The 26,036-nt window shown below is 43.5% G+C and carries 20 protein-coding genes, 1 tRNA gene and 1 riboswitch; of the genes, 12 read left to right on the forward strand and 9 right to left on the reverse strand.

From position 1 onward, the window contains the following. Positions 1–192 precede the first annotated feature (192 nt). Both bioB and DN752_RS18855 read right to left on the reverse strand, forming a co-directional pair. Positions 193–1,170, reverse strand: a complete 978-nt coding sequence (bioB, locus tag DN752_RS18850; protein ID WP_112785401.1) for a biotin synthase BioB — start codon at positions 1,168–1,170, stop codon at positions 193–195. A 137-nt stretch (positions 1,171–1,307) separates the two neighbouring features. Beyond that, a complete protein-coding gene (locus DN752_RS18855) occupies positions 1,308–1,853 on the reverse strand; it encodes a DinB family protein (RefSeq protein WP_112785402.1) in 546 nt (181 codons plus the stop codon). Between the two features lie 269 nt (positions 1,854–2,122). Between DN752_RS18855 and DN752_RS18860 the strand changes: the two genes are divergently transcribed. The 3 genes from DN752_RS18860 to DN752_RS18870 all read left to right on the forward strand — a co-directional run bounded on the left by DN752_RS18860 (position 2,123) and on the right by DN752_RS18870 (position 6,228). Continuing rightward, the gene (locus tag DN752_RS18860) at positions 2,123–3,493 is read left to right on the forward strand and encodes an exonuclease domain-containing protein (protein WP_112785403.1); all 1,371 of its coding nucleotides are present in this window, start codon (positions 2,123–2,125) and stop codon (positions 3,491–3,493) included. A gap of 234 nt (positions 3,494–3,727) precedes the next feature. Next, a complete protein-coding gene (locus DN752_RS18865) occupies positions 3,728–4,525 on the forward strand; it encodes a hypothetical protein (protein WP_245949309.1) in 798 nt (265 codons plus the stop codon). 293 nt (positions 4,526–4,818) lie between these two features. Then, positions 4,819–6,228, forward strand: a complete 1,410-nt coding sequence (locus DN752_RS18870) for an alkaline phosphatase PhoX (RefSeq protein ID WP_112785404.1) — start codon at positions 4,819–4,821, stop codon at positions 6,226–6,228. Between the two features lie 59 nt (positions 6,229–6,287). Here the strand turns inward: DN752_RS18870 and DN752_RS18875 are convergent, their stop codons facing one another. From DN752_RS18875 to metE, 3 genes are all read right to left on the reverse strand, one after another. After that, positions 6,288–6,680: an acyl-CoA thioesterase gene (locus DN752_RS18875; RefSeq protein ID WP_112785405.1), complete on the reverse strand. Its 393-nt coding sequence runs from the start codon at positions 6,678–6,680 to the stop codon at positions 6,288–6,290. Then, complete coding sequence (locus DN752_RS18880; RefSeq protein ID WP_112785406.1) at positions 6,677–7,165, reverse strand: PAS domain-containing protein; 489 nt, start codon at positions 7,163–7,165, stop codon at positions 6,677–6,679. Before DN752_RS18880 ends, DN752_RS18875 begins: the two co-directional genes overlap by 4 nt. Before the next feature lie 255 nt (positions 7,166–7,420). Continuing rightward, complete coding sequence (gene metE / locus DN752_RS18885) at positions 7,421–9,748, reverse strand: 5-methyltetrahydropteroyltriglutamate--homocysteine S-methyltransferase (RefSeq protein ID WP_112785407.1); 2,328 nt, start codon at positions 9,746–9,748, stop codon at positions 7,421–7,423. Positions 9,749–9,956: 208 nt separating this feature from the next. Beyond that, a riboswitch (cobalamin riboswitch) is annotated at positions 9,957–10,153 on the reverse strand. Positions 10,154–10,609: 456 nt separating this feature from the next. Here metE and DN752_RS18895 point away from each other — a divergent pair. The 4 genes from DN752_RS18895 to DN752_RS18910 all read left to right on the forward strand — a co-directional run bounded on the left by DN752_RS18895 (position 10,610) and on the right by DN752_RS18910 (position 15,024). Continuing rightward, complete coding sequence (locus tag DN752_RS18895) at positions 10,610–11,566, forward strand: aldo/keto reductase (RefSeq protein ID WP_112785409.1); 957 nt, start codon at positions 10,610–10,612, stop codon at positions 11,564–11,566. A 157-nt stretch (positions 11,567–11,723) separates the two neighbouring features. Next, positions 11,724–11,797: transfer RNA gene (locus tag DN752_RS18900), tRNA-Pro, on the forward strand. A 449-nt stretch (positions 11,798–12,246) separates the two neighbouring features. Further along, positions 12,247–13,449 carry an AI-2E family transporter gene (locus tag DN752_RS18905; protein WP_112785410.1) on the forward strand — a complete coding sequence of 401 codons (1,203 nt, stop codon included), beginning with the start codon at positions 12,247–12,249 and terminating at the stop codon, positions 13,447–13,449. A gap of 306 nt (positions 13,450–13,755) precedes the next feature. Further along, positions 13,756–15,024 carry a PQQ-dependent sugar dehydrogenase gene (locus tag DN752_RS18910; RefSeq protein WP_211324256.1) on the forward strand — a complete coding sequence of 423 codons (1,269 nt, stop codon included), beginning with the start codon at positions 13,756–13,758 and terminating at the stop codon, positions 15,022–15,024. A 286-nt stretch (positions 15,025–15,310) separates the two neighbouring features. Here the strand turns inward: DN752_RS18910 and DN752_RS18915 are convergent, their stop codons facing one another. Then, complete coding sequence (locus DN752_RS18915) at positions 15,311–15,829, reverse strand: acyl-CoA thioesterase (protein WP_112785412.1); 519 nt, start codon at positions 15,827–15,829, stop codon at positions 15,311–15,313. A gap of 105 nt (positions 15,830–15,934) precedes the next feature. Continuing rightward, complete coding sequence (locus tag DN752_RS18920; RefSeq protein ID WP_112785413.1) at positions 15,935–16,450, reverse strand: DinB family protein; 516 nt, start codon at positions 16,448–16,450, stop codon at positions 15,935–15,937. Between the two features lie 69 nt (positions 16,451–16,519). On the opposite strand from DN752_RS18920, the gene DN752_RS18925 reads away from it, so the two are divergent. Further along, positions 16,520–17,866 carry a M28 family metallopeptidase gene (locus DN752_RS18925; protein ID WP_112785414.1) on the forward strand — a complete coding sequence of 449 codons (1,347 nt, stop codon included), beginning with the start codon at positions 16,520–16,522 and terminating at the stop codon, positions 17,864–17,866. Between the two features lie 424 nt (positions 17,867–18,290). Continuing rightward, complete coding sequence (locus tag DN752_RS18930) at positions 18,291–20,321, forward strand: M3 family metallopeptidase (protein ID WP_112786619.1); 2,031 nt, start codon at positions 18,291–18,293, stop codon at positions 20,319–20,321. 832 nt (positions 20,322–21,153) lie between these two features. Here the strand turns inward: DN752_RS18930 and DN752_RS18940 are convergent. After that, entirely contained in the window at positions 21,154–21,858 is a 705-nt protein-coding gene (locus tag DN752_RS18940) for a 3-keto-disaccharide hydrolase (protein WP_112785416.1), read from the reverse strand. A gap of 329 nt (positions 21,859–22,187) precedes the next feature. Next, positions 22,188–23,120: a hypothetical protein gene (locus DN752_RS18945; protein ID WP_162633270.1), complete on the reverse strand. Its 933-nt coding sequence runs from the start codon at positions 23,118–23,120 to the stop codon at positions 22,188–22,190. 158 nt (positions 23,121–23,278) lie between these two features. Here DN752_RS18945 and DN752_RS18950 point away from each other — a divergent pair, with 158 nt between their 5' ends. The 3 genes from DN752_RS18950 to DN752_RS18960 all read left to right on the forward strand — a co-directional run bounded on the left by DN752_RS18950 (position 23,279) and on the right by DN752_RS18960 (position 26,009). Beyond that, positions 23,279–24,163: an AraC family transcriptional regulator gene (locus DN752_RS18950; protein WP_112785418.1), complete on the forward strand. Its 885-nt coding sequence runs from the start codon at positions 23,279–23,281 to the stop codon at positions 24,161–24,163. A gap of 698 nt (positions 24,164–24,861) precedes the next feature. Further along, a complete protein-coding gene (locus DN752_RS18955) occupies positions 24,862–25,437 on the forward strand; it encodes a DUF4136 domain-containing protein (RefSeq protein ID WP_112786620.1) in 576 nt (191 codons plus the stop codon). Positions 25,438–25,481: 44 nt separating this feature from the next. Continuing rightward, positions 25,482–26,009: a PepSY-like domain-containing protein gene (locus tag DN752_RS18960; RefSeq protein WP_162633271.1), complete on the forward strand. Its 528-nt coding sequence runs from the start codon at positions 25,482–25,484 to the stop codon at positions 26,007–26,009. The last annotated feature ends 27 nt before the right edge of the window (positions 26,010–26,036 follow it).

The raw sequence follows: 26,036 nt of genomic DNA on the forward strand, positions 1-26,036 counted from the left end.
TGCTGCACCAATTGCAGCACCACAAGTCAGCTCGACGGTCATGCTGACCAAAGCAAGGTGCTCAACTACCTCCTTCTAAAAGATAAAACCCGCATTCCAAGTTTTGGAGTGCGGGTTTTAGGATAATGATGGATTTTCTCTATTGTCGAAAAGACATTTTACTAGGCAATCCCTTTTTTTATCAAAGCCTTATCAAACACTTACTTCTTGGTCTTTAAAAGCCTTTCTCGGCTTAAGGTTGAGTGTTTGGAAGAGTTTTTTATCCATATCCTCTTCAGGGTTAGGGGTGGTTAGCAGCTTTTCGCCTGCAAAGATCGAATTGGCACCAGCCATGAAGCAAAGAGCCTGTTCTTCTGTGTTCATGCGTACACGACCAGCAGAAAGCCTCACCATGGATTTTGGCATGATGATTCGAGCGGTAGCGATCATTCTGACCATCTCCCAAACTGATACCCGTTCCTGCTTTTCCAGTGGCGTTCCTTCTACAGGTACTAGGGCATTGACAGGAACTGATTCTGGATGCGATGGCAGTGTAGCGAGGGTGTGCAGCATTCCTACCCGGTCATCCAAGTCTTCACCAAGGCCTATAATACCTCCTGAGCATACAGAAATATCTGCTTTACGCACATTGTCCAATGTGCCCAGCCTATCATCATAATTCCTGGTAGTGATGATTTCGTTATAATGTTCTTCACTGGTGTCCAAGTTGTGATTATAGGCGTACAGACCCGCATCCTTGAGCTTTTGCGCTTGCTCTTCGGACAGCATACCGAGTGTACAGCATACTTCCATGCCCATGTTGTTGACGCCTTTGACCATGTCCAGTACTTTGTCAAAGTCCCTGTTGTCACGCACTTCTCGCCATGCCGCGCCCATACAAAAACGGGTGCTTCCGGCGGATTTGGCATCTGCCGCACGCTGGATGACTTCTTCTACTTCGAGTAGTTTGTGCACCTTGACATCAGTATGGTACCGAGCCGCTTGAGGGCAGTAGGCACAGTCTTCAGGGCATCCCCCGGTCTTGACAGAAAGTAGCGTACATACTTGTACTTCCTTTGGGTCATGAAATTCTCGATGCACCGTTGCGGCTTTATACATCAATTCCATAATAGGCATATCAAAGATCTCTTTGATCTCTTCTCTTGTCCAGTTGTTTCTAATTTCAGTCATCAAATTAGGATTTGATTGAGAGCTTAATAAACTTTAAAATTATAATAATTTGGTAAGGATACCGTATTTTTCAAGAGTAAATACATGCTTACTGTCCTTATCGTATTGGCGAACAGTATATTTTCTTCCTCCAAAGGTCAAAGTGAGACACGCTTGGCTTGCTCCAAGTGTCTCCGCTCATGTGTGGTGATGATATCCAAGGCCGTTTCCAAGGGATAAGCAATGAGCTTATTTGCCGGAGATTGGATTACTTGACCTTGTTCTATGGCTGGTCCAAGCTGCGGCAACCACTCTGAAAATGCCGTTTGATGGGCTTCAAAAGCCTTCAGCAAATCTTCATTCTTGACTGAATGGTACTTTGCAGGGTTCCAGACGGGGATGGTCTTGATTTTTTTTGGATTATCGGGTGTTACGGATTTCAGGATCATCTTACCTATCGCCTTGTTTAGAAAGCCGATTTTTCCAATAAAGGGCTTTTGATAAGTCCCTTCGATCACTTTCTTGAAAATAGGGAAATAACTACTGTTGATAACGATGAGGTGTTGGATGTTTTCAGCAATGCTCCATGTGTCAGCGTTGGGCTTTTGGTACAGTTGCTCTGTATCAAGGTGCTGGAATGCACTTAGAAAATCCTGAGTAGTGGTCGCTAGGCTGTTTTGCCAGTAATCTATTTTATTTGTCATCTTGGTAAAAGGGATTGAGAAAACCTTTAGGCTCAAGCCCAGTTAATATTTTGGGACATTTACAGTCAAAATTCGTTATAATGATTGACAATTCATTAAAATTGAGCTGTAAATTTATCCCGGTTTATGCATTAGGAATCGTAATAGTCCTAATAGAGGGACTAATGCGTATTCTGGGTTTGAGACAATGACGAAACCATCATTTGGGACCAAAGCCGCACTTCTGAGAAAGTAGGGCCAGTTCAGGATGTTTGGCCAATTTCCATGGAATGAAATATGCAATTGTAGATATTGAGACGACCGGAGGGTATGGCAGACGCCATCGCATCACAGAGGTGGCTGCCGTAGCCCATGATGGGAGAGAAGTGCTCGGGACATTTCAAACTTTGGTCAATCCAGATTGTGAAATCCCCGGATATATCACTGGTCTCACTGGTATTGACCAGTCCATGGTCCAGGATGCTCCTTATTTTGAGGATATTGCCGAGGAACTGTACACATTTTTAGAGGATAAAATCTTTGTGGCCCATAATGTGAATTTTGATTACCAATTTATCCGGTCAGAGTTTGAGCGGGTGGGTAGGTCATTTGACAGGCCAAAGTTATGCACGGTAAGACTCAGTAGGAAAATTTTTCCCGGCCTAAAATCATACAGCCTAGGCCGTATTTGTGAGCACAAAAACATCGAAATCAAGTCCAGGCACAGGGCTTTTGGTGATGCTGAAGCTACTGCAATACTCTTTGCCAAACTGATCGAGTCAGATGACAATGGAGTCGTCCAAGAGCTCTTAAAAAGGAATTCGGGCGAAGCATTTTTGCCTCCCAACATCACAAAAGAGCAGTTTTTAGAGCTTCCAGAGGATATTGGCGTTTATTACTTTCACGATGCCAATGGCAAAGTCATCTATGTGGGTAAGGCCATGAATATCCGAAACCGTTTCAAAGGGCACTTCTCAGGGGCAAAAAAAGGCAAACAAGGCATCAAGTCACAGATCCACTCGGTGAGCTACCAGTTGACAGGAAGTGAGTTTTTGGCACTTTTAGTGGAAGCTTTGGAGATAAAACGTCACTGGCCAAAATACAATAGAGCCCAAAAAGTAAAAGGCTCACCATGGGGCATCTACAGGTACCAAGATGGGGCTGGTTACGAGCGTTTCCAAGTGGCTAAGATCAATCGCTTTGCCAAGCCACTTTTGGGCTTTCGGTCACATCATGAGGCATGGTCATGTTTATTGGAAAAAATCGAGAAGTACCAGCTTTGCCCAAAGCTCTGTGGCGTCCAAAAAACACCTGCGGCCTGTTATGACCATCAAGTTGGTGTATGTTTGGGGGCATGTTGTGGACAAGAATTACCGGCTACATATAATGCGCGCGTTCAGGAGTGGCTTGGACAAATCAAACAGGAAAAAAACCGATTATTGATCCGAGAAAAAGGGCGAAATAAGGATGAGCAGGCTGCGATCTATTTTGAAGAAGGGGTATTGAGGGCTTATGGTTTTGTCCCAGATGATGTGGATTTTGCTACAGATGAAGAAGTTATTGATAGCTTGGAGCCGGTAAAGCCTGTGTCCGAGACTTCTTCTATTCTGGCACAGTATCTTGCCAATAACCTCATGAAAAAGGTGAGTGTCCTTCCCTGACGATTATAAAAACACTTCTTTTTGCCATGACTAAACCTTGCTGAGTGAAGTCCTTTTAGATAACGTAAAAAAAGGTGGGAAATTTTGAAAAATCAGAACAATTTTAGTCATTAACCTTGATTGATGTAAAATCAGCACAATATATTTTCATATTTTTTACATATACAGAATAATTTTTTATATTAAGTGAAAGAGATTCAAAGCATTGTTTTGTAAACCCAAAATATCTACGATATGAAAAAGTTGTTTTATTTCGTCCTGATTTTCGTTTTTATGTATCGTGGCGCAGATGCGCAGGAAAGCCACCAATACCTGGTGATCGAATTCATCAAGGTGTCTTCAAATCAAATGGTGGATTATTCGGAGAACAAAGACTTCTTGGAAAAAATCTACCAGCAAGCAGTAAAACAAGGGGATGTCCAAGGATGGGACTTATGGTCGCTCCAATCCGGTCCTGATCAAGGAGGATTTCAATATGTCACCATTACTTATTATGATGATCCCGTAAAAATGATGAACGGCATGACAGATGATAATTTTATCAATTATGCCAAGCGGGCTTATTCAGATAAAATGAGCGAAATGGAAATCGCCAAGGAAGTAGAAAAAGTCAAGGCCAATAGGGATCTTGCCATGCGTGCTTACATGACTGTTGTGGCTGAGACAGAGGACAGCTTCAATATGCAGCCCGGCGTACTTGCCTCCTTTGATCTCATGAAAGCTACTGAAGGCCAATTTAACGAGTATGAACATGTCGAGGAAGACCTGTACCAGCCGTTTCATCAAAAGAAAGTCGAAGCCAATATGATGGGGAGCTGGAAGTTTCTAAGGACCGCAGTCCCCATGGGCAGCGAAGCGGATTACACGCACATGACACTTAATTTTTACAACAACTATATGCAGTTCTTCAACTCGATGGAATATGAAGACATGGAAGCTTCCGAAGAACAGCTGGTGGCCATGGAGGAAGGACTGAGCTCCAGAGACCAAAAATGGGTATACATGGCGACATTGGTCAAGGCGATAAGGTAGGGCTGGTATTTTTACCCCCCTTTTTACGCTCTCAAGAAAAACCTGACTTTTCGATAAGTCAGGTTTTTCTTTTTCCCATATAGATATTTTGGCAGGGAGAAAAACAGTCCTATTACTATTGCTCTTTATGGTAACTTAATGAAGTAGTGATAGTCCAAAATTGACAATTGCAGTACTAAATAATAGTAAAATTAGGGAGGCCAAACCTTGAGGTGAAAAGGTAATAATATGACAATCTCCCCTTAATACCCCGATCAAAAGAAAGCCTTAGATTGAAATTCAAAATATACACAATGAGACAATTTTCTAAAACATCCAGAAGAAGCTTTTTAAAAAAATCAGGCATTGCCACAGTAGGTTTTATGGGCCTGTACCAGTTTGTTCAGTCCGGGTCATTTGCCGGGGGAGTAATGGACAATATCGGTTATGGAGCGCTTCAGCCAGACCCAGAGGGCATCCTCAACCTGCCAAAAGGATTTTCCTACAAGATCATATCCAAAGCAGGCCAGCCAATGAGCGATGGCCTTCTCGTTCCGGGCAGCCCCGACGGCATGGGGACCTTTTCCGGTGAAAATGGCAGGGTGCTCATCGTCAGAAACCACGAAATCAGCCCCGATGATTTGGAAAAAGGAGCTTTTGGCAAAGAAAATGAGCTGTACTCCAAGGTCTCCACAGACCTTCTCTATGAAACAGGCAAGGGACAGCTACCCGGACTCGGAGGGACCACAACGATGGTATATGACCCCAAAACCGGAGAAGTAGAAGATGAGTTTCTAAGCTTGGCGGGCACTGTCAGAAACTGTGCTGGAGGTGTCACCCCTTGGAACAGCTGGCTGACCTGTGAAGAATCCACCGTGACTTCGGGATCATACGATGGAAAACTGGACCTTAATCACGGTTACGTATTCGAAGTGCCTGCGCTGGCAGATCGGCAACTACACAAGGCCATTCCGATCAAGGAAATGGGGCGCTTTAACCATGAAGCAGTGGCAGTGGATCCTAAAACCAGTATCGTATACCTCACAGAAGACCGTGGTGATGGGCTTTTTTATCGCTTTATCCCCAACGAGCCGGGAAAACTCTATCGTGGCGGAAAGCTGCAAGCCTTGGTTGTTTCCGGTGAGAAAAGCCGAGACACCAGAAACTGGAGTGATCTTGAGGTCCCTAAATTTCCCAAAAACCAGTCCATGGCTGTAAGCTGGATTGACTTGGACGATATCGATGCTCCTGAAGATGACCTAAGACACAGAGGAGCAGAACAAGGGGCTGCATGTTTTGCACGAGGAGAAGGTATATGGTTTGGTGATGGCGAACTCTACTTTGCCTGTACCAATGGAGGGGAAATTTCCGCGGGCCAGGTATTTCGGTATACTCCCGGAGCTAATGAAGGCCAAGCCAATGAAGCTGAGGCACCGGGGACTCTTGAGCTTTTTGCAGAACCAAACGACAAGGAAATCCTCAAAAGCTGTGATAATGTAGCCATAGCGCCTTGGGGAGACCTGTTGCTTTGTGAAGATGATAAACACCCTTTTGTAGTGGGCATTACACCAGCTGGTGAATATTATAAACTGGCCGAAAACGTAGGCTTCCGAACGGAATTTGCCGGTGGTGTCTTCTCTCCTGATGGAAGTACGTATTTCGTAAATATCCAAGGTGCAGGGCTGACGCTAGCGATCACTGGCCCTTGGAACAACAACGCTTGAATCGATTAAATAGGGTTAAATATTAACTGAGCCGTTTCCATTCTATGGAAATGGCTCTTTTACTCTTTGAGGATTTTAGTGGGCTTTTTGTCTTCATCAATGGCCACCAAGGTAAATGTCCCGCTGATGGCCTTTTCACGACCTTCTTCGTACATCTGCTCAATGAAAATGTCTACTTGGACCTTTAAGCTGGTATTGCCGATATGGATGATATGTCCCACCAGTTCGACGATTGTACCCGCAGGAATAGGGACCGTAAAATCAATTTTGTCACTGGAGACCGTAACCATACGCTGTCTGCTAAAACGTGTAGCAGCAATAAAGGCCACTTCATCCATCATGTGCATGGCCGTGCCTCCAAAAAGCGTGTCATAGTGGTTTACGGTATTGGGAAAAACAGCTTTGAAAATCCGGGTTTCTGCTTTTTTGATCTTCTCTTCTATTTTGTTCATTCTTCTTTTTCAAGTGCCAAAAGATGTGTTATTTCTCCGTTTTTGTTCCACAAAGGAAATATTCGGATCGCACAAATATAGGTAGATTGATTTTTTTTATAGTTCAGAAGCCGGGTTTTAAACGGACTTTCTCCCTGAAGGCCTGTCCTGATGTGTTTTATTGCCAATGGAGAGGTAAGGGGACCTTGCAAAAAAACCGGGTCTTTTCCAATGACATCATGAGGGGCATAGCCCGTCATATGCTCAAAACCTGCATTGACCCAGACAATCTTCTTTTTGAGGTCTGTCAAGACGAGGGCTTGGTAGTGGTGAAGATAAAGATCGGGAAATCCGTTCCAATTGAATTTTCCCTTATAAAAAGCCATTACCTGATGGTCTTTTTCCTGTTTTCCTTTTTCTTTGCCGATTAGAATCGTCGGAGCGAAAATATCCCAGCACTTTAAGGGCGCTTTATAGGGCTGTGGGCGATTTTTGAGATGCTTCATGGTTGAAATCAATTAAACCCGATTTATGGACCTGTCTGACTTAGCTGTCAGGGCTTTGTAATCCCAAGCCGGGATAATGGGGATTTGATATCCCCCTAGGCCATTTGTGAATAACACACATATGACCACCTTTCCCAGCTAAAGTCAATCAAAAAAGGCCTCTTAGATACATAAAAAGGAGGAAATACCCTTAAAATGGTATTGATTCTAGGTTAATTCCGGACAGTTCTATAACTGTCCGGAATGCAGAATTGTTTATTGGGCTGCAAGTTCAGCCGCTACTTCCTTACGAAGTACTTTTGCGGCATTCACCATGCGTTTCAGGGCTTCTTCTGTTTCTTCCCAAGCCCGAGTCTTGAGGCCACAGTCAGGGTTTACCCATAGCTGATTTTGCGGGATCACCGCTTTGGCCTTTTGGATCAATGTAATCATCTCTTCTATCGATGGTACCCTTGGAGAATGAATATCATACACTCCAGGGCCAATCTCATTGGGATAGTTGAATTGACCAAATGCATCCAATAGCTCCATTTGCGAGCGGGAACACTCAATCGTAATCACATCAGCATCCATCGCTGCGATATGGGTGATGATGTCGTTAAATTCGGAATAGCACATATGGGTATGGATCTGCGTGCTATCGGCCACTGCTGAAGCAGAAATCCTAAAGCATTCGACTGCCCATCGTAGGTAATGGTCCCAATCTGCTTGCCGTAGAGGCAATCCTTCCCGCAAGGCGGGCTCGTCTATCTGAATGATATGAATACCGGCTTTCTCTAGATCCTTTACTTCTTCGCGAATGGCCAAAGCAATTTGTTGGCACGTAACTTTTCTGGGCTGATCGTTTCGGACAAAAGACCACTGTAAGATGGTGACAGGCCCTGTCAACATTCCTTTTACAGGTCTGTCTGTAAGGGATTGGGCATACTGGGTCCAGAACATGGTCATTGATGCTGGACGCGTGACATCACCGTAAATGATTGGAGGCTTTACGCAGCGCGAACCGTAGCTTTGGACCCAGCCATTCTGGGTAAAGGCAAATCCTTCCAGCTGTTCTCCGAAATATTCCACCATGTCATTTCGCTCAAACTCACCGTGCACCAAAACGTCCAAGCCTATTTCCTCTTGCCACTGGATGGCTTTTGCTGTAGCCTCTTTAATCCGCTCGTTGTATTGATTTTCAGTCAATACCCCTCTTTTGAGCTGGGATCGCCATTGACGAACTTCTTTGGTCTGTGGAAATGAACCAATGGTGGTGGTGGCAAACAGTGGCAGGTGAAGGTGTTCGTTTTGAAGTTTCGTACGCTTGGAAAATGGGCTTTGCCGCTGACTGTGCGCTGGCGAAAGCTTCGCAACGGCTTCTTGGACGGAAGGCTTGTGAATACGGCTGGAATCGGCCTTGCTGCTTATCGCTGCTTGATTTTCTTCTAGTAGGGCATTGGACTGGGGGGAGTCACTGTCCAGTGTAAGAGTCTTAAGGACCGTGATTTCAGTGACTTTTTGACGGGCAAAGGCCAGCCAACTTTTGATGGTTGTGTCCAATGAATTTTCGTTGGTTTCTTCTTCTAGGTCACAGGGGCTGTGCAATAGTGAACAACTTGGCCCTATCAAAAGGCGGTCGTCATCCTTTTTTTTCTGGGCCTTTTTGATCAGCTGAAGTGATGACTGATAGTCATTTTTCCAGATGTTTCTACCATCGACCAGTCCCAGTGACAAGGTCATATTGCCAGGGATTTTTGATAAAATTGCGTCCAGTTGTTCTGGATGGCGAACTAGGTCTACGTGAAGCCCGCACACAGGAAGGTCAGCGGCCAGTTCTAGGTTGTCCTCCAGCGCACCAAAATAAGTTGTCAATAGTGTTTTGACTCCTGGTACTTGCTTTTTGATTTCCTTATATGCCCACACAAAAGCTTCTTTTTCTTTCTGGTCAAGATCCATTGCCAAAAAAGGCTCGTCCAGCTGCACCCAATTCGCATTTAATGCTTCCAGCTTTTTTAGAATATCGATATAAACTGGTAGTAACTGTTTTAACAAATCAATACGATGAAATCCATTTTCCTTTTCCTTACCCAGTAATAAAAATGAAACCGGCCCCAGCAGTACAGGTTTGGTAAGGACACCCAAGTGTTTAGCTTCTTTAAATTCATCCAGCACTTTGGTGGAGAAAAGTTTGAAGTGTTGTTCTCTGGTGAATTCAGGGACGATATAATGATAATTGGTATCAAACCACTTGGTCATCTCCATGGCAATGATATCAAGGCCGTCCTTCTGGTAGCCTCTTGCCATCGCAAAGTAGAGGTCAAGTTCCGGTTTGTTTAGTTTTGTAAGGATCTCATGATAGCGATCAGGGATGGCTCCTACCGTAAAAGCCATATCCAATACCTGATCATAAAAGGAAAAGTCATTGGAAGGAATGAGGTCCAGTCCAGCATCTTTCTGCAGCTTCCAGTTTGTGATGCGGACTTCAGCAGCAGCTTTCTGAAGATCATTAAGCGGGATTTTTCCAGCCCAGTAAGCCTCGCAGGCTTTTTTTAATTGTCTTTTGCTACCAATTCGCGGGTAGCCAAGATTGTGCGTTAGCATAGTGTTCAACTTTTAACGTGATAAATGGTTCGTCAAAAGCCCTTAGCCAAACTTCACAATGCTTTTGGAATGGCACGGTAAGAAGGTGCTGAGAAATAGACATACTTTTCCCTTGGGCACAGTAATCCCGGAGAAGAAAGAAAAAGCGTGAATACCCGACAGTAGCTTCAAATCGCGAAAGCATTGTCACTCCCATCTGCCGGCTTAGGCAGATAGGTCAATACAGGCAGGTCTCCTGGCTCATGACATTCTTACCGTCCTTCCCATTCTGAAACTGATCAGAACAGTGGACAACAAAGGGCAAGAACTTATTTGGTCACTCACAGTTGCGCGACAGCCCGTGATTTTCACACGGTTCCCTATTATCCCCGACCTTAGTCGGCGACCTATATTGGTGATTGAAGTAAATATGAAAAGAACTTTGGCTGCAAATATAGGAATTAGAATTGGATTTGGTGTAGAAATTAAAATTGTGATGACATATTTAACCCGGATTATGCGTTAAGAATCGTAGTGAGAGCTGAAATTGCAAGAAAATCAGTTAGTTTGGAGGCATTAGCGTAGCACCGCTACGGTTATGCCGAAAACTAAAGTGAAACGGCTGATTTTGAATCAGTTTAAGGTCGCAACAGATAGGCTAATGCATATTCCGGGTTTAACCTATTCCCTGATTTTGGTAGGCCAACCAACTTATCTATGGCCAGCTACGAACCAAAATATCAGGAACCGTGAGCTCCTGACACGATCCCGAAGAATCAAATCCATTCAATCGAAGTTCACCATAGCCAAAAAAAGCAAAGTGGAATTGTATTTTTTTTGTAGATTGGAGAGGAAAATCGAATAAGAACTCAACCTGATTTTATGACATCCACTCAGATAGGTCTTGGCATGGCTGCTCTTGGCCGGCCAGAATACATTAATATTGACCCAAAAGACAAAAGGGATAAATCAGAAGAAGCCTTTTATAAGAATGCATTTGATGTGTTGGATGAAGCTTACCGGTCCGGAATCAGGTACTTTGATACCGCAGCTTCTTACGGAAAAGGGGAATCCTTTTTGTTAAAATGGCACCAAAGGAGAAAACATTCGGATGTGCTTTTTGGCTCTAAATGGGGCTATACTTATACCGCCGACTGGCAGCTTGGCTACCAAGGAAAACATGAAGTCAAAGAACATAGCTTGGAAAAGCTAAAAGAACAATGGGGTTTTTCCCAAAAACTACTTCCTGCGCTGGACATCTATCAGATCCACTCAGCCACCTTGGAGTCAGGTGTTTTGGAAAACACAGCGGTTCTCGAAGAACTCGCCAGTATCAAACGATCTACAGAGGTGAAAATTGGTCTTACTACCAGTGGACCCCAGCAAAAAGAGGTGCTCGAAGAAGCAATGCATATCGCTGTGGAAGACACTCCATTGTTTGATACCTTTCAGGTAACCTTTAATATCTTCGAACAAAGTGCTCTTTCTATGTTAGAAGATGCCAAAACCAATGGTGTGAAGATTATCATTAAAGAAGCTATGGCCAATGGTCGTGTCTTTCCAAATAAAAATTACCCGCATTATGCCCATATTTATACCTTTATCGAGCAGCTGGCCCAAAAATACCAAGTGGGGGTTGATGCCATAGCCCTGCGGTTTTGTATGGATAAAGTCAAACCCGGATATGTCCTTAGTGGAGCCAGTACAGTCCAGCAGGTAAAGGAGAACTTAAAAGCCGCTACTTTTCAGCTTACCACAGGTGAGTTGGAGCAGCTCTCCGAGATGGCAATAAACTCGGAGGATTACTGGCAAGAGCGATCACTTCTCCAGTGGAATTAGAATAGCACTGGTTTATTTTGAAATAGATAAAAAAACTATTTTATTTGCAGCACCTAAAGCGCAAAAGCACTTTGGTCAATTAGGATGATCATGACAATGGGGCATGGTTATCTAAAAAAGTGAGTGTAGCCTTTCACCATAAAGGATAGATGATAATCGGAGTGTAGCGCAGCCCGGTAGCGTACTTGCATGGGGTGCAAGGGGTCGTGGGTTCGAATCCCGCCACTCCGACAAAAACAACAGGTAAAATGACCACCAAACCCCTTCAGATCACATGATTTGAAGGGGTTTTTGGGTTCAAGCGGAAAATCTGGGGGTCTGATGGAACGCTGATGACGCAGATGATTATGATTTGCACTGATTTTTTGCTTAAGTTGGAAAAGACAAGTAGCATAAAAAAGCCCTGAAAGGGCGTAACATCCTTAACCATGGGCAACGTCCATGGTAAATATCAAGAATAATCTCATTGTTTTAGCAGCAATTACCTTCCTAGTGCTTATAAATCCACGCTAAAACCCAATACACACGAATAGCGCTTTATTCCAAAAATCAATCGGGAATAAATTTCAAGAAAGTGTGTCTAAAATTTTTTCCCCCAGAAATATTGCTTGATCCATGGTATGTGTTTTGTGATTATTAAGGCCACGTTTTAAAAAAATCACATATTGTCTTACAGAAACATGGAAAATAGAAATAGGTTTCCGCATCCGTTGTTTTATTTGTTCCCTTTATACGCTATAGGCCTTTATTTTTTGGTTTTGGGTGTTATTAATGCCTATGTGTTCCTAGCTCCTATAAGTATTGCGGCTTTAATGACCATGATCTTACTTCCTGTAGTAAGGAAGTTTGAAAATTGGAAGATTAACCGCTTCTTATCGACTTTCCTGGCCACTTGTTTAGCATTAAGCCTATACTTATCGATGTTCGTCGTTATTTCCTTGCAAGCCAACAGCATCTATGAAAATTGGGATACGGTCAGTGGGAGAGTCCAAAATACGGTACAAAAAGTACAAGAATCTATCTCGGGAATATCAGGTGTAAGTCCTGACAAGCAACTTGAGATTCTTAACATTCCCCCTTCGGCATTATCTTCTGATAGCACCAATGCCGTTAATAGTCAGAAAAGTGAAAAGGACAGTACTTCTAAAAAAGGAGAAACCAAAGAAAGTACCGCTAAACAAAATAGTGGTGTCAAAGCTGCTATTACCAATTTTCTTGACTTTGTTGGTTATTCCTTGCTTACGTTTATTTACATTTTCTTTTTCCTTTTTTATCGAACAAAAATCAGGCTGTCCATTGTCCGTTTTTTTCCAGAAAACCAAAGGGATAAAACCAATAAGATTTTAAATGGGTCATTATCCATTGCGAAGCAATACTTGGTAGGCCGGCTTATTCTGATCTTTTTTCTATGGATCATTTACAGTGTAGGAATGGCCGTTTCAGGGATTGATAGCCCTATCCTGATTAGTCTAATAGCGGCTGCGTTATCTTTGATCCCTTATGTGGGGACGGTAATTGGGTATGTTATTGCGATGATGATGGCGGTAGTGTCAGGAGGCGAAACTGGCCAATATATCGGCGTGTCCATCACTTATGGACTGGCCCAATTTGTGGAAACTTATATCCTGGAGCCTTTCGTTGTCGGGGATAAAGTAGACCTGAACCCTTTGGTGACTATCATTGTCGTAGTGCTTGGAGGGCTGGTCTGGGGAGTCGTTGGGATGGTTATTTCCATTCCCCTTTTTGGCATGTTGAAAATATTGGCCGACCAGGTTACGGTGTTGAAACCGCTAGGTTATTTCCTAGGGCAAGATGATATGGGGAGCAAGGATGATGATTTCTTAGGGGCCATCGCCAAAAAACTCAAAAGGATGTTTAAATAACTTTAGTCAGCAATTACTTTCCAAAAAGACAGGTATTGGCATAGAATCGGTACAAAACCATAATGAACCTTAAACCCGAAATATGCATTAGTCTATCTGTTTAGATCTGAAATTGCTTCAAAATCAGCCGCTTTGCTTTAGTTTTCGGTTCTATCTGGCAGCTAGCCATGGAGCCGTCCGCTGCGGGGGCGCTCACACCTCCAAACTAACTGATTTTAGTGCACTTTCAGTCCTTCTCGATAGCTACCGGGACAGGCGATAACGATTCCTAATGCATAAATCGGATTAAAACCACAAAACATCATGATGACTTTACGATGCATCTTAATTCTTTCTTTATTTTACTGTGTTTCTTGTGGCGGAAAAGTAACGAAAGAAGAAAAAGAAAAAATTTCTAAAGAAGAACCAGATACCGTACAAACGGCAGTAGGTGAACTCATTTTACCTCCCCCTTATTCTAGCGAATCTGTGACCAATGAAAGCAAAATGGTCGACTGGCCTGAAGGAGGCAAACCCGATGCTCCAGAAGGTTTTTCTGTAAGTCTATTTGCCAAAGACCTAAAGCACCCCAGAAATTCTTTTGTGGCACCTAATGGAGATGTTTTTGTCGCAGAAAGCAGTACCAAAAACAGTGCGGATCGAATTACAGTTTTTCAGGATAAGGATAATGATGGGGATTATGAGGTACAAGAAGTTTTTCTCGAAGGCCTTAACCAGCCCTACGGCATATTAGTGCTTGGCGAATACTTCTACGTCGCCAATACTGACGGATTATATCGATATCCCTACCAAGCTGGAAAGGCGAAAATGGAAGCCGAAGGGGAGAAAATAGTAGACTTGCCAGCAGGTGGCTATAATAATCATTGGACAAGAAATCTACTTGCAAGCCCAAACGGGGATAAAATTTATATTTCTGTGGGTTCAGCCAGTAATGCGGGTGAATATGGGATGGATGAAGAAAAGAGACGCGCCCGTATTCTGCAAGTAAATCTAGACGGCAGTGCTGAGATTACCTACGCCAGTGGGCTGCGAAACCCCGTGGGTATGTCAGTCAATCCTCTTACTGGGGAATTATGGACGGCAGTAAATGAACGTGACAAGCTGGGAAATGATCTCGTGCCAGATTATGTTACCAGTGTAAAAAAAGGAGGGTTTTATGGTTGGCCGTATGCGTATTATGGTCCTATTCCTGATCCGCGGATGGAGGGAGAAGCCCCGGATTTGGTCAGTAAAACATTGGTCCCCGATGTGCCTGTAGGTAGTCATACGGCTTCTCTTGGCCTGACTTTTTATACACATGACGCCTTTCCTGAAAAGTACCAAAAAGGGGCGTTTGTAGGGCAGCATGGTTCATGGAATCGCAAAGAACTTAGTGGTTATAAAGTGGTGTTTATTCCCTTTTCGGAAGGGAAGCCTTCTGGCAAACCTGTCGATTTTCTAACCGGATTTATTTCGGATGCTGATCAATCGGAAGTATACGGAAGGCCCGTAGATGTGACACTGATGCCTGACGGCGGGCTATTGGTCAATGACGACAATGGAAACAGGATTTGGCATGTAAAGGCCAATAAATGAACTGTTCAGCTTCTTAGTTACCACCTCCCCATGGTGTTACTTTCAAGTGACACCATGGGGAGAAAGGGAGACGATTGCTAAAATGTCGGTAACTATTTGACCGTATGAAATGTGGGCTGACTTGACTTTTCCCTAGAGTAATAATAGCCACATGGCATTGCTCCATTTTTTTGAGGCCATTGGGGTAGTGGAAGTACAGGTAAGAGAGGTTGTCAATGTCTGATCAGTTAGAAAAGGTCTGGCCGTATAATGTCAGCATTTTGTGCCTGTTTCTTCATCCCGGGGGTTAATCTTCTGTCTGCATTCGCTTTTTGAGCAGTTTTACCCGCTCTACAATGGCATGTTGCGTGATGTCAAAATTGTCAGAGGTAGCCTTTAGGAAATCTTTTATAGCACCTTTATGCGGCTGTATTTTACCATCTGCCAGTCCTACATACTTCAGAGTGGTCCATAGGACATTTTTCAATTCCTTTTTGCTGTCATCTGTCATATAATACTCTACGACTACGGTGTTTTCATCATGCCATAGAATACGGCTCATAATGCGAACCCATTCGCCTACCATGGCCGGTCGGACGTAGGAAATGTTATGGTTGTAAACGACCCATGCGGCCTGGTACTTTTTGATCATGTCAAACATCTCCACACCATATAGCTTAGGTACTTGGTCTTCACGGGCATTGAAATAATAATCAAAGTACTTGGCGTTGTTCAGGTGCCTCATGGGGTCACAGTCCTGAAATCGGATCAGTGACCTGCTTTCTGTTTCTTTGGGGTAGTGTTTATCTGGGTTATACTCAAACATAATTAGTTATGGGGGTATGGTTATAAAACTGTAATGATTGAAAATTATGCTGATTTTGCGTTAGCCTGCTTCATTGGTCTTCGGCTTACTCACTTTACTCTCCACTCAATATCGTTCGCGCAAAATCTGCATGTGATGCCTAAAGTGTCCCGGGATGATATGCAAGAACGAACGAACGCTCATGGTATAATCATTGGCAGTACCTGTGTAGGTGTAGGCTTCTTCGGGCAGGGACCTGAAGAAGCTCCGAATGACGTATCGTGTCAGCTCAAACTCCTCTAAGAGCTCGGCAAGGGGCCTGTCATTGAACTGAGCCGCTTTTACATAGGCTTCCTGATCCATGCCGGGAAGCTCTTGCCCGTCCTTTCTGGCGATGGCCAATGCCCTGAAGAGCATGACCTTTTCGGTGTCGTTGATATGGCCAACGACCTCCTTGAGGCTCCATTTTCCGTCTTCGTAGCCTTTGGTGGCGTCTTCCTCCGAAACTCCTTCAAAATATTTCCTCAATTCCTCTACCTGAGAAAGCAATAGCTCCTCGACATTTTCCCCACGGACTTTTGAGACATAAGTGTCGTAGAACGGGCCATATTCGTCCACTTCTGGAATAAGTTTTTCGTTCATGTAATTATTTTTTTATTTCTGGATCAATAGTATAAATTTAACCTAAACTAACACTTTAGCCTTCCTATCATGAAGAAAATTTTATTGGTATTCACTTTCTTTCTCCCTTTTTCGACGATTGCACAGGTGCAAAGTATTCATCGTAACACCAAAATCGAGACCATGGTTCAGGAGATTTCTCCGGTCAAACTGGAAGAATATATCCAAGGTTTGGTGAGTTTTGGTACACGACATTCGCTGAGTGAGGAGGAAGAAGGGCGAGGCATTGAAGCCGCCAGGCAATATGTGCTGTCCACGTTTAAATCTTTCGAGGCAGCATCAGAGGGAAGGCTGAGCTCCAAGATCGATTATTTTACGGTGGAGGTAGACGGGAGAAGGATCCCTGAGGATGTCCGCATGGGCAATGTCATGGCTACACTGAAAGGAACTGATCCAAATGACGATAGGATGTTCATTGTCAGCGGGCACTTGGACAGCCGTGTTTCGGATGTGATGAATGCAGAAAGTGACGCTCCGGGAGCAAATGATGATGGCTCTGGAGTGGCTGCACTTATGGAAATGGCCCGGATCATGAGCAAAAGATCTTTTTCGGCCACGGTTATTTTCGTGGCAGTTTCCGGTGAGGAGCAAGGACTTAAGGGAGCTGCCCACTTGGCCAAGAGGGCCAAAGAAGAAGACTGGAACTTGGCGGCAATGGTCAATAACGATATGATCGGTAACAGTGCTTCCAGCGGCACCAAGTTGCGGGACAATACCCGTGTAAGGGTGTTCAGTGAAGGGGTGCCACTTTATGAAACTGACGAAATGGCCAAGCTCCGCCAATACACCAATGGTGAAAACGACAGTAAGTCCAGACAGCTCGCCCGCTATATCAAAGAAGTCGGTGAGCGCTATGTGGACCAGCTTGAAGTGAAGTTGGTGTACCGTAATGACCGTTTTTTACGAGGGGGTGACCATACACCGTTTTCTAGGGAAGGCTTTACGGCAGTGAGGATCTGTGAATACAATGAAAATTATACCCAGCAACACCAGGATCTTCGTACCGATGAAGGGGTGGAGTATGGGGATTTGCCCGAGCATATTGATTATGAATACCTTCGTAAAAACACCGGTATAAACCTGGCCGTTTTGGCAAGTTTGGCTTTGGCCCCATCGGTGCCGCAAGAGGTGGGGATTGATGTAAGCCAGCTGACCAATAACACCACCATCAGGTGGGAGGCACCTGAAAATGGTAAGGCAAAAGGATATTATGTTTTGATGAGAGAAACCAGTTCCCCCGTTTGGGAAAAGAAGTTTTTTACTGATAACACTTCGCTCACACTTCCCTACAGTAAGGACAACTATTTCTTTGCGGTACAAGCTGTTGGGGAAGGAATGGTGGAAAGTAGGGCCGTTTTCCCCAAGCCGGTACGGTGATAGAGAAGGTGCTAAGAAGGAAGGAGGAATCCGCAGGTTCCAAGATTTATCGTACCGCTGGCGCTTTACCGCAGTTTGAACATTAGGAATAGCAACTGGCACAAAATCAAAGTAAGGCAAACCAATTCGTTCTCGTAAACCCAACCACTTAATGTGAAGGATGCTCCATGGCCTAGATTTTTTACCTACTTTTTCATCAATAGCCTGCCCCGAAAGCTTTCGGGGGAAAAAGTAGGAAAGTCCAATAAAGCATATGAAGTTAAATTCCATAGGAACAGCAGATATATTCACACTGGGATACTTTTTTAAATGCGTTTGGCCTAAAGGGGTGTCCTGCTTTCCTTGTATCTCAAAGGGAGAATCTTATCTTTACCCTTGCATTTTCGTAAATGCATGGAATGACAATAAAAAGCGAAGACAACACATGAACCCATTATTGGAAAAGTTCAATACGCCGTTTGATACGGCGCCATTTGATAAGATCAAAAACGAAGATTTTTTACCTGCCATAGAAGAGGCGATAAGTGAGGCCAAAGCAGAGATTGGGGAAATCAAAGCTACCGATAAGCCTAGTTTTAGGACCGTTATTGAGGCATTGGATCGCTCAGGAGAACGCCTGGATATTGTTTCCAGTATTTTCTTTAACCTCAACGCCGCAGAGACCAACGACGAGATCCAAAAGCTGGCCAGGGAAATTTCGCCCATACTTACGGCATATTCCAATGATATCCTCTTGGACCAAGAGCTTTTTGGGTTGGTAAATGAGGTCTTTCAGCAAAAAGAAACGCTTAAGCTGGATGAAGAACAGGAGACATTACTGGATAAAACCTACAAGTCATTTGTTAGAAACGGAGCTAATCTGTCCGAAGGAGACAAGCAAAAACTGAGAGAAATCGACAGGGAACTGTCTCAAAAAAGTCTTGCATTTGGCGAAAATGTCCTGTCGGAAACCAATAAGTACGAGTTGGTAGTAGAAAAGGAGTCGGATCTTGCCGGTTTGCCGGAGGCTGTAAAAGAGGCTGCTGCACAAACAGCTGCCGAAAAAGGGAAAGAAGGCAAATGGGTGTTTACTCTGGCATTTCCCAGCTATGTGCCGTTCATGACCTACGCCGAAAATAGAGAACTCCGCAAAGAGCTTTTCTTGGCCTATAATACCAAGTCCTGCAAAGGAGATGAGCTGGACAACCAGCAAATCATAAAAGAGATCTTGGAGTTGAAAAACCAGCGTGCCAATTTACTGGGCTATCCGCGTTATGCAGATTTTGTACTGGAGGAGAGGATGGCCAAGAGTGCTCCTGAAGTCCAGAAATTCCTCGGGGACCTCCTTGAAAAAGCAAGGCCAAAAGCAGAAGAGGAGCTGAAAGAGTTGACCGAGTTTGCTAAGAAGCAGGGAGGACCGGATGTACTCCAGAAGTGGGATTTCGGTTATTATTCCGAAAAACTCAAAAAGGCTAAGTTCGAGGTGGATGACGAACTGACCAAGCCTTATTTTGAGTTGGAAAATACCATCCAAGGGGTGTTTAAGACTGCTGCAAGGCTTTACGATTTGGAGTTTGTCAAGAATGAATCCATCCCAGTTTACAATGATGAGGTAGTGGCCTATGAGGTGAAGGATGCGAAAAGTGGCAAGCACTTGGCCGTCTTTTATGCCGATTTCTTTCCGAGATCAGGCAAGCGTAATGGCGCTTGGATGACCGTGTACCGCGGCCAGTCCAAAGTCAATGGTGAGGATAAACGCCCTCAAATATCGATTGTGTGCAATTTCTCGCGGCCTACCAAAAGTACTCCCTCGCTCTTGACCTTTAATGAGGTGACCACCTTGTTTCATGAATTTGGGCATGCGCTGCACGGAATGCTGGCCAATGGCACCTATGGCTCACTTTCTGGAGCAAGTGTTTATTGGGATTTTGTGGAGCTGCCGTCACAGATTTTTGAGAACTGGTGCTATGAAAAAGATTGCTTGGATCTCTTTGCCCGCCACTATAAAACCGGAGAAAAGATTCCTGAGGAACTGGTGGAGCGGATTAAAAATGCAGCCAACTTCCATCAAGGCTATCAGACCTTACGTCAGGTGAGTTTTGGGTTGTTGGATATGGCCTACTATAGCGCAGATCCAGCGGATGTTGGTTCGCTGTTTGAGTTTGAGAAAAGTGCCATGGAAGCGACAGAGCTGCTGCCTTCAGTGGAAGGGATCATGATGTCCACTTCATTTTCCCACATCTTCCAAGGGGGCTATGCAGCGGGGTATTATAGCTACAAATGGGCGGAAGTGCTGGATGCCGATGCGTTCGAGTTGTTTTTGGAAAATGGCATTTTTGACCCTGTTACGGCACAGTCTTTCAAGGAAAATATTTTGTCTGCTGGTGGCAGGGTGCATCCTTCCATTTTGTATAAGCGTTTCCGTGGAAGGGACCCAAAACCAGATGCATTGCTAAAACGAGCAGGGTTGATTTAATACACTTGCAAAATTCTATGATAAGTGAAGCTATCTTCTTGGTGAAAGGTGGCTTTACTTTTTTGATGCCACACCCTTTTCCAACGCACATCCTCCCAAAAAGGTGTCGCTTCCTAATGACGGCCCTTGGTGTGCCTGTTTTCCAGCCGATGGTGGAGGGCGTTAAGAAAGGGGAGTTGGCTCGCGTCGTGGAACAGCGAGACCCACTCACTTTTAGGCCGTAGCCATCGGGTGGAAATTAAAATGGGTGACGGATCGCTGTCGTAGGGTAAATCCATGTTACATTTTAAAAGGGATACCACCGGCCTAGATTTTTTTCTTTGCTTGATACCTGTTTTATATAGAGGACAGATGGCGCAGGTTTTTGCTGATTTTTACCAGTTTCTGTGACGTTTTGCAAAAGAAGAAATGTTTAATCAAAATAAAGTAGCTGTTTACTGGTTGTTTTACATGGGATTACCATTGAAAATTTGGCAATAAAACTACCTGTTTTGAGGGTCTTGTTTTACTGATTTGCTATAGAAATCGTTGCCTGATTATTGATAATGTAAATTTTAAATATTTTTGTTGATATTATTTGAATTAATTGCTGCTGTTGTTAACTTTGTAACATAAGGAAAAGACAAAAGGTCTTTTAGATACTGTAGGGTGATGAAATTGGCAGACATGCCCCCCTGTCTCGGGGGTGGGGAGTTTGGGATAAAGCAAACATGGAGCTCGTGTTTTGCCTAACTGCCCCGTGGAGGTTCGAGTCCTTCTCCTACAGCAGGTTATTTTGGGTTTATTGTTAATTGACTAAAGCTATGAGATTTTGTTTCATAGCTTTTTGTTTTTATAGCGGTCGGATGTAGATGTTTTTCCATCGGACGCTCATTGGCGTTTCTTTTTTGCCTACACCATGTACTTGCAATCCAATAAAACCTTCCGGATTGTCGGCATACCTTTCGGGATCATAGTCTAGGTCTGCGACCAATTGGCCGTTAATCCATGTTTTGATGCTTCTTCCGCTGGCTATTATTCTATATTGATTCCATGTGTCATTTTTGAAATAGCTATGGGTGTTTACCTTGGGGTCGTCGGACTGTGGTTCGGGAGATTGCCAGCCACCAGCTGCTTCACCATAAATATAGCCTGCCTGGCCGGGGCTTTGCTCGATTTCGACTTGTGGGCCATACACCCTGCCACCATATTCCTCGCCTTTCAGCTTTGCCCTGATTTGCACTCCTGAATTAAAGAATTGGTCATATTTGACCATAAAGGTCAATTCAAAGTCTTTAAACTCCTCCTCCGAGCATAAAAATGTGTTGGGGCTATTGGGAACAGTGGTTCCGACGATTGTCCCATCTTCTACCTTGTAAGCCGCCTTGCCGCTTTTCTTGGTCCATCCATTGAGTGTTTTGCCATCAAAGAGGAGTTGCCAACCTTCTTGCTGCTGCTTTTTAGAAAGGTGATTGTCTTTGTTGTTGAATGGGATGGTGCAAGCCAGCGTCGTGATGCAAACGATGATCGCCAGTAAGGGTGCTAATTGTTTTTTCATGGTTATTTTGGTTATTGGTTATATGATTATCCACAATGATACCAGTAATCACAGGAAAATTAAATAGGTGCTCACAGAAAACATGGAAATCTCAGAAAAGCCTTATTTCATTCTGGGTTTTCTGTGTATTCCGTGAGAAATAAAATTTACTGGCGAGAAAGCGTATAACCAAATTTGGAGAATATTGATTGAAAATAAAACGAAATAAAGTAAATAGTCAATAAAAGATGTCTTCGAAGTGCCTGTGAAGCTGTCTGATACTTTTTATTCACTGATGCTTGTATTACCGATTTCAAAGTTGTTGGGACGCTTCTTCACTGGAAATGGTGCTATTCCACTTTTTTGTAGATGAAGTCCATGATTTTTTCAGGATAGTTGCTGATAAATAACCTTTTTTGGGTGACCAGTCCGTCAGCATTGTAATTGTAGTAAAACCTTAACCGTTTTTCTTTGATAGTGGGTTCTCCTTCGTCGTTGTATTGGGTTTCAGTGATGGTGAGTCTGGTGGGATTGTTTTTGGGGAGGAAAGGAATGTGATCAATGCGAATTGGAAACATTTCAGCTTGTCCACCATAAAAGGTGATGTCAAGAAGATCAACATCATTAAAATTAAGAGCTGAGTAGGGGGTGGGGTGATCGTCATAAGCAGTGAAAACGATATTGTATTTGTATTTTAAACCTTTCCCTTCCCGTCCATCTATGCTTTCTGTATTGATCGTTGAAATGTTACCAATGCTGTCAAGTGTTATGAGTGTTCGCACGGTATCTACTCGGGCATCATGTACCTTCCTCAGTTGTACTATTTCCCTTACGTTTTTATGATATCGGTAAAATCCCTCTATATGAAACCTATCTACTTTTGACCAACTCAATCTTCCTTTTTCATCATACCTAAAATGCCTGATAGTTTCTTCTATATTGGAATCTATTCTGAAAGCACTGTAGGGCATGGCACTTTCCAGTTGGTTGTGCTGATTATAATGAAGTGCCAGCGTGTCTCTGTTATCATAGGATGAATCTTCATATTTGGTCCAACTTGCTACAGAGATAGGTCTATAAAGTGAATCATATTGAAAGGTTTTCTTGGTCAAGCCTCCTATCCAAGTGACATTATAGGATAGGTCGGCTTCGATCAGTAGCCACTCGGGCTTTTCCGGGTTTATAGGGACTCCAGGGGTGGTGGGCAACAAATCACAGCCTGTCATCAGTAAAAATGTGCAAACTACCAAATAGTGGCGTGCAGTTTTGATCGCATTTAGCATAGCGGATAGTTTTTGTGAATAAGGTAGTTGTAATGTTGGTAGAAATAAAATTGACGTAAGTAGGTTGTTTTAATATGTATATCAACTGTAATTTTTTCGGCAGTTTTATTTTACCGATTGGACATTGTAATTTGTGGTCTGAAAAGTAAACTGATAGTATGAAACCTTTGCTGTTCAAAATCGCCAAGACCAATGAAGAAGCTGTACGGATTTTACAGGAGGACTATCCTTATTTTTATGACAAGTGGCATTACCATGTGGAGACCCAGATCATGGTGATTGTGGAAGGGGAAGGTACTTATTTTATCGGTGATGCCATTGGCCACTTTAAAGCAGGGGACATTTTTATCCTTGGATCTAACTTGCCCCATTTTTTTAGAAGTGAGCAGCAGTATTATCAAGGGCTTTCCACCCTGCATTCAAAGAATATTTCGGTGCTTTTTGCTTTGGAATCCATGGGGGAGCGAATGCTGGATCTTCCGGAGTTTTTTGCCGTGCGAAAGCTATTGGAACGCAGTAAACGGGGGCTGATGCTAGAGGGAGATATGAGAAAAAAGATGTTTGATGCTGCCCATGTCATGGCAGGGAAAGAAGGTTTGGAGCGTATTATTTACCTGTTTGACCAGCTTCACAGTTTATCGATAAGCAATGAACTTAGGGCACTGAGCCATGTTAATTTTGAGCCTGGCCCATTGCCTTCCGATACCAAAAAAATCAATGGGGTGATTCGCTTTATCATGGAGAATTTCTCTAAAGAGATTACCGTTTCGGATGCCGCCAATGTAGCCAACCTCAGCATTCAGGCTTTTTGTAGGTACTTTAAACTGCATACAAGAAAGACTTTTTCTCAGTTTCTAAACGAAATAAGAATTGGGCACGCATGCAAGCTCCTGATAGAAGATGGATATAGTAAAAAGGAAATAGCCTTCCAAAGTGGCTATGATAACATTTCTTATTTTAATAGGCAGTTCAAACAAATCACTTCCCTGACTCCTTCTGAATATGCGAGGGCTCATCGGATCAATCATAATCAAGCCAGTTAATCCCGGAATATGCATTAGCCTATCTATTGCGGTATGAACCTACTTCAAAATCAGTCGCTTCGCTGCTGTTTTCGATTTCACCATAGCGGTGCTATGCCTCAATCTCCAAACAGCCTGATTTTCTTGTAGTTTCAAACCTCATCACGATTCCTAATGCATAAACCGGGTTAATGGGGTTGTTTTGGGGTTTAACCCAGGTTCTCAGACATCCATAAAGAACAACATTAAGTAGCTAACTTATTTCAGAACCACATTAGGCACACAGGGCACAATAGGGAGAATTCGGTAATCAATATACCCTGTACTTTTAGATGTGATATTTATACCAGCTGGAGGAAGGTAGCAAGCGACTTAAAAACGTGTTTTATTTAAATAAAATCGCTTTTGGTCAATATAGCTGATGGCCTTAATCACATTAACCCGAGGCAATGCCTTGCGGGATGTGTCTAAAAGCAATCCCCTCACGCAAGCTGAAAGCCTAGTTCAATACCTCCCTCTAGCCATGGACGTGTTATCAAAAGCCAATTAATTGGTAATATTTTCTATTTTTAGGTGATCCTATGCAAAAAATTATAATTCTTACCATCTTCCTCCTGTTTCTAACCACCAAATGCCCTCCTTTTGTCTAGTTTTACTTAGTGGCAATGCCCATAAGGGGCTCGCTGTGCAGTAAAATATCATCATTTACCACTATGATCATGAAACATTCAAAATTACTTACCGCATTCTTATCGGCATTAGTGATGCTGATGAGTAGCCAGTATCTCGTGGCACAAGTAAAAAGTGACTATGATAAGGATACTGATTTCGATCAATACAAGACCTATTCTTTTGAAGGATGGCAAAAGGAAAGTGACCAACATCTGAATGAATTTGACAAGAAGCGAGTCTTGGAGTCGTTGAAATCGGAGTTTGCGGCTAGGGGGATGGTGCATGATGAGGAGAATGCTGACGCCAAAATCGCCTTGTATGTGGTGCTGGACCAAAAGACAAGTACTACGGCCTATACTGATTTTATGGGCGGGTATGGTTATGGTCCGCGATGGGGCTGGGGCATGGGGGCTGGTAATGTTTCCGCAACCACCACCTACAGTAATAATGATTATACCGAGGGTACCCTGGTCGTAGATATGTATGATGGCAAAAGCAATGCCTTGATCTGGCAAGGGATATTGACCTCTACGGTGACCGAAAAGCCAGAGAAAAGGGAAAAGACCATCCCTAAGAATATCAAAAAACTCATGAAGAAATTTCCGGTAGATAAAGTAAAATGATCCATAATTTTTAATCAACATCATCAACTTAAACTATGCAGACTATGAAAAAGGTTACGCTGATTTTGTTTCTAGGGATGTTCGTAGGTGGGGCTGCTTATGCTCAGGAGGAGCGGGTGGTCCTAAAAAAAGTAAGCGAAAGTGAAGTGCCCGCCGAAGTGGTAGAAGCCATTAAAAAGGATTTTCCCCAATCGGTGGTGGACCAGATCAAGATTTTGCCTGCTGATGGAATTGATGGCTGGAAGGTGACAGATGTGCAAAACACCATGTCACCAAATGATGAGATGAGCTATTATGCGATTGATTTTTATGGAGATGGCGTTTCTGGTGAAGTCTTGTATGATGAGGATGGAAATATGATTGTTTATAAAAAGGTCATTACCAACGAGGCCTTGCCACCATCAATCAGAAACCATATAGGGACGACCTATTCTGGATGGGCGTTTATAAAGGATAAGGAAGTGATCAAAAAGACCCCTAATAGCGCCACCGATGTATATACCGTCGTGATCAAAAAGGGCAAAGAGAAGAAAATACTTCACTATGATAGTGCTGGGAATCCCCTCGATTGAGATTGATCAAGTACAATGGCCGTCGTG

The sequence above is a fragment of the Echinicola strongylocentroti genome (assembly GCF_003260975.1).
Lineage (GTDB): Bacteria > Bacteroidota > Bacteroidia > Cytophagales > Cyclobacteriaceae > Echinicola > Echinicola strongylocentroti.

Excerpts from the sequence above, each read along its gene's own strand:
- DN752_RS18875 (WP_112785405.1), bottom strand. The coding sequence starts at position 6,680 with ATGAACAAAATAGAAGAGAAGATCAAAAAAGCAGAAACCCGGATTTTC.
- DN752_RS18910 (WP_211324256.1), top strand. The coding sequence starts at position 13,756 with ATGACTTTACGATGCATCTTAATTCTTTCTTTATTTTACTGTGTTTCT.
- bioB (WP_112785401.1), bottom strand. The coding sequence starts at position 1,170 with ATGACTGAAATTAGAAACAACTGGACAAGAGAAGAGATCAAAGAGATC.
- DN752_RS18915 (WP_112785412.1), bottom strand. The coding sequence starts at position 15,829 with ATGTTTGAGTATAACCCAGATAAACACTACCCCAAAGAAACAGAAAGC.
- DN752_RS18865 (WP_245949309.1), top strand. The coding sequence starts at position 3,728 with ATGAAAAAGTTGTTTTATTTCGTCCTGATTTTCGTTTTTATGTATCGT.
- DN752_RS18945 (WP_162633270.1), bottom strand. The coding sequence starts at position 23,120 with ATGCTAAATGCGATCAAAACTGCACGCCACTATTTGGTAGTTTGCACA.
- DN752_RS18960 (WP_162633271.1), top strand. The coding sequence starts at position 25,482 with ATGAAAAAGGTTACGCTGATTTTGTTTCTAGGGATGTTCGTAGGTGGG.
- DN752_RS18880 (WP_112785406.1), bottom strand. The coding sequence starts at position 7,165 with ATGAAGCATCTCAAAAATCGCCCACAGCCCTATAAAGCGCCCTTAAAG.
- DN752_RS18950 (WP_112785418.1), top strand. The coding sequence starts at position 23,279 with ATGAAACCTTTGCTGTTCAAAATCGCCAAGACCAATGAAGAAGCTGTA.
- DN752_RS18855 (WP_112785402.1), bottom strand. The coding sequence starts at position 1,853 with ATGACAAATAAAATAGATTACTGGCAAAACAGCCTAGCGACCACTACT.
- metE (WP_112785407.1), bottom strand. The coding sequence starts at position 9,748 with ATGCTAACGCACAATCTTGGCTACCCGCGAATTGGTAGCAAAAGACAA.
- DN752_RS18905 (WP_112785410.1), top strand. The coding sequence starts at position 12,247 with ATGGAAAATAGAAATAGGTTTCCGCATCCGTTGTTTTATTTGTTCCCT.
- DN752_RS18860 (WP_112785403.1), top strand. The coding sequence starts at position 2,123 with ATGAAATATGCAATTGTAGATATTGAGACGACCGGAGGGTATGGCAGA.
- DN752_RS18925 (WP_112785414.1), top strand. The coding sequence starts at position 16,520 with ATGAAGAAAATTTTATTGGTATTCACTTTCTTTCTCCCTTTTTCGACG.
- DN752_RS18930 (WP_112786619.1), top strand. The coding sequence starts at position 18,291 with ATGAACCCATTATTGGAAAAGTTCAATACGCCGTTTGATACGGCGCCA.
- DN752_RS18870 (WP_112785404.1), top strand. The coding sequence starts at position 4,819 with ATGAGACAATTTTCTAAAACATCCAGAAGAAGCTTTTTAAAAAAATCA.
- DN752_RS18920 (WP_112785413.1), bottom strand. The coding sequence starts at position 16,450 with ATGAACGAAAAACTTATTCCAGAAGTGGACGAATATGGCCCGTTCTAC.
- DN752_RS18940 (WP_112785416.1), bottom strand. The coding sequence starts at position 21,858 with ATGAAAAAACAATTAGCACCCTTACTGGCGATCATCGTTTGCATCACG.
- DN752_RS18955 (WP_112786620.1), top strand. The coding sequence starts at position 24,862 with ATGAAACATTCAAAATTACTTACCGCATTCTTATCGGCATTAGTGATG.
- DN752_RS18895 (WP_112785409.1), top strand. The coding sequence starts at position 10,610 with ATGACATCCACTCAGATAGGTCTTGGCATGGCTGCTCTTGGCCGGCCA.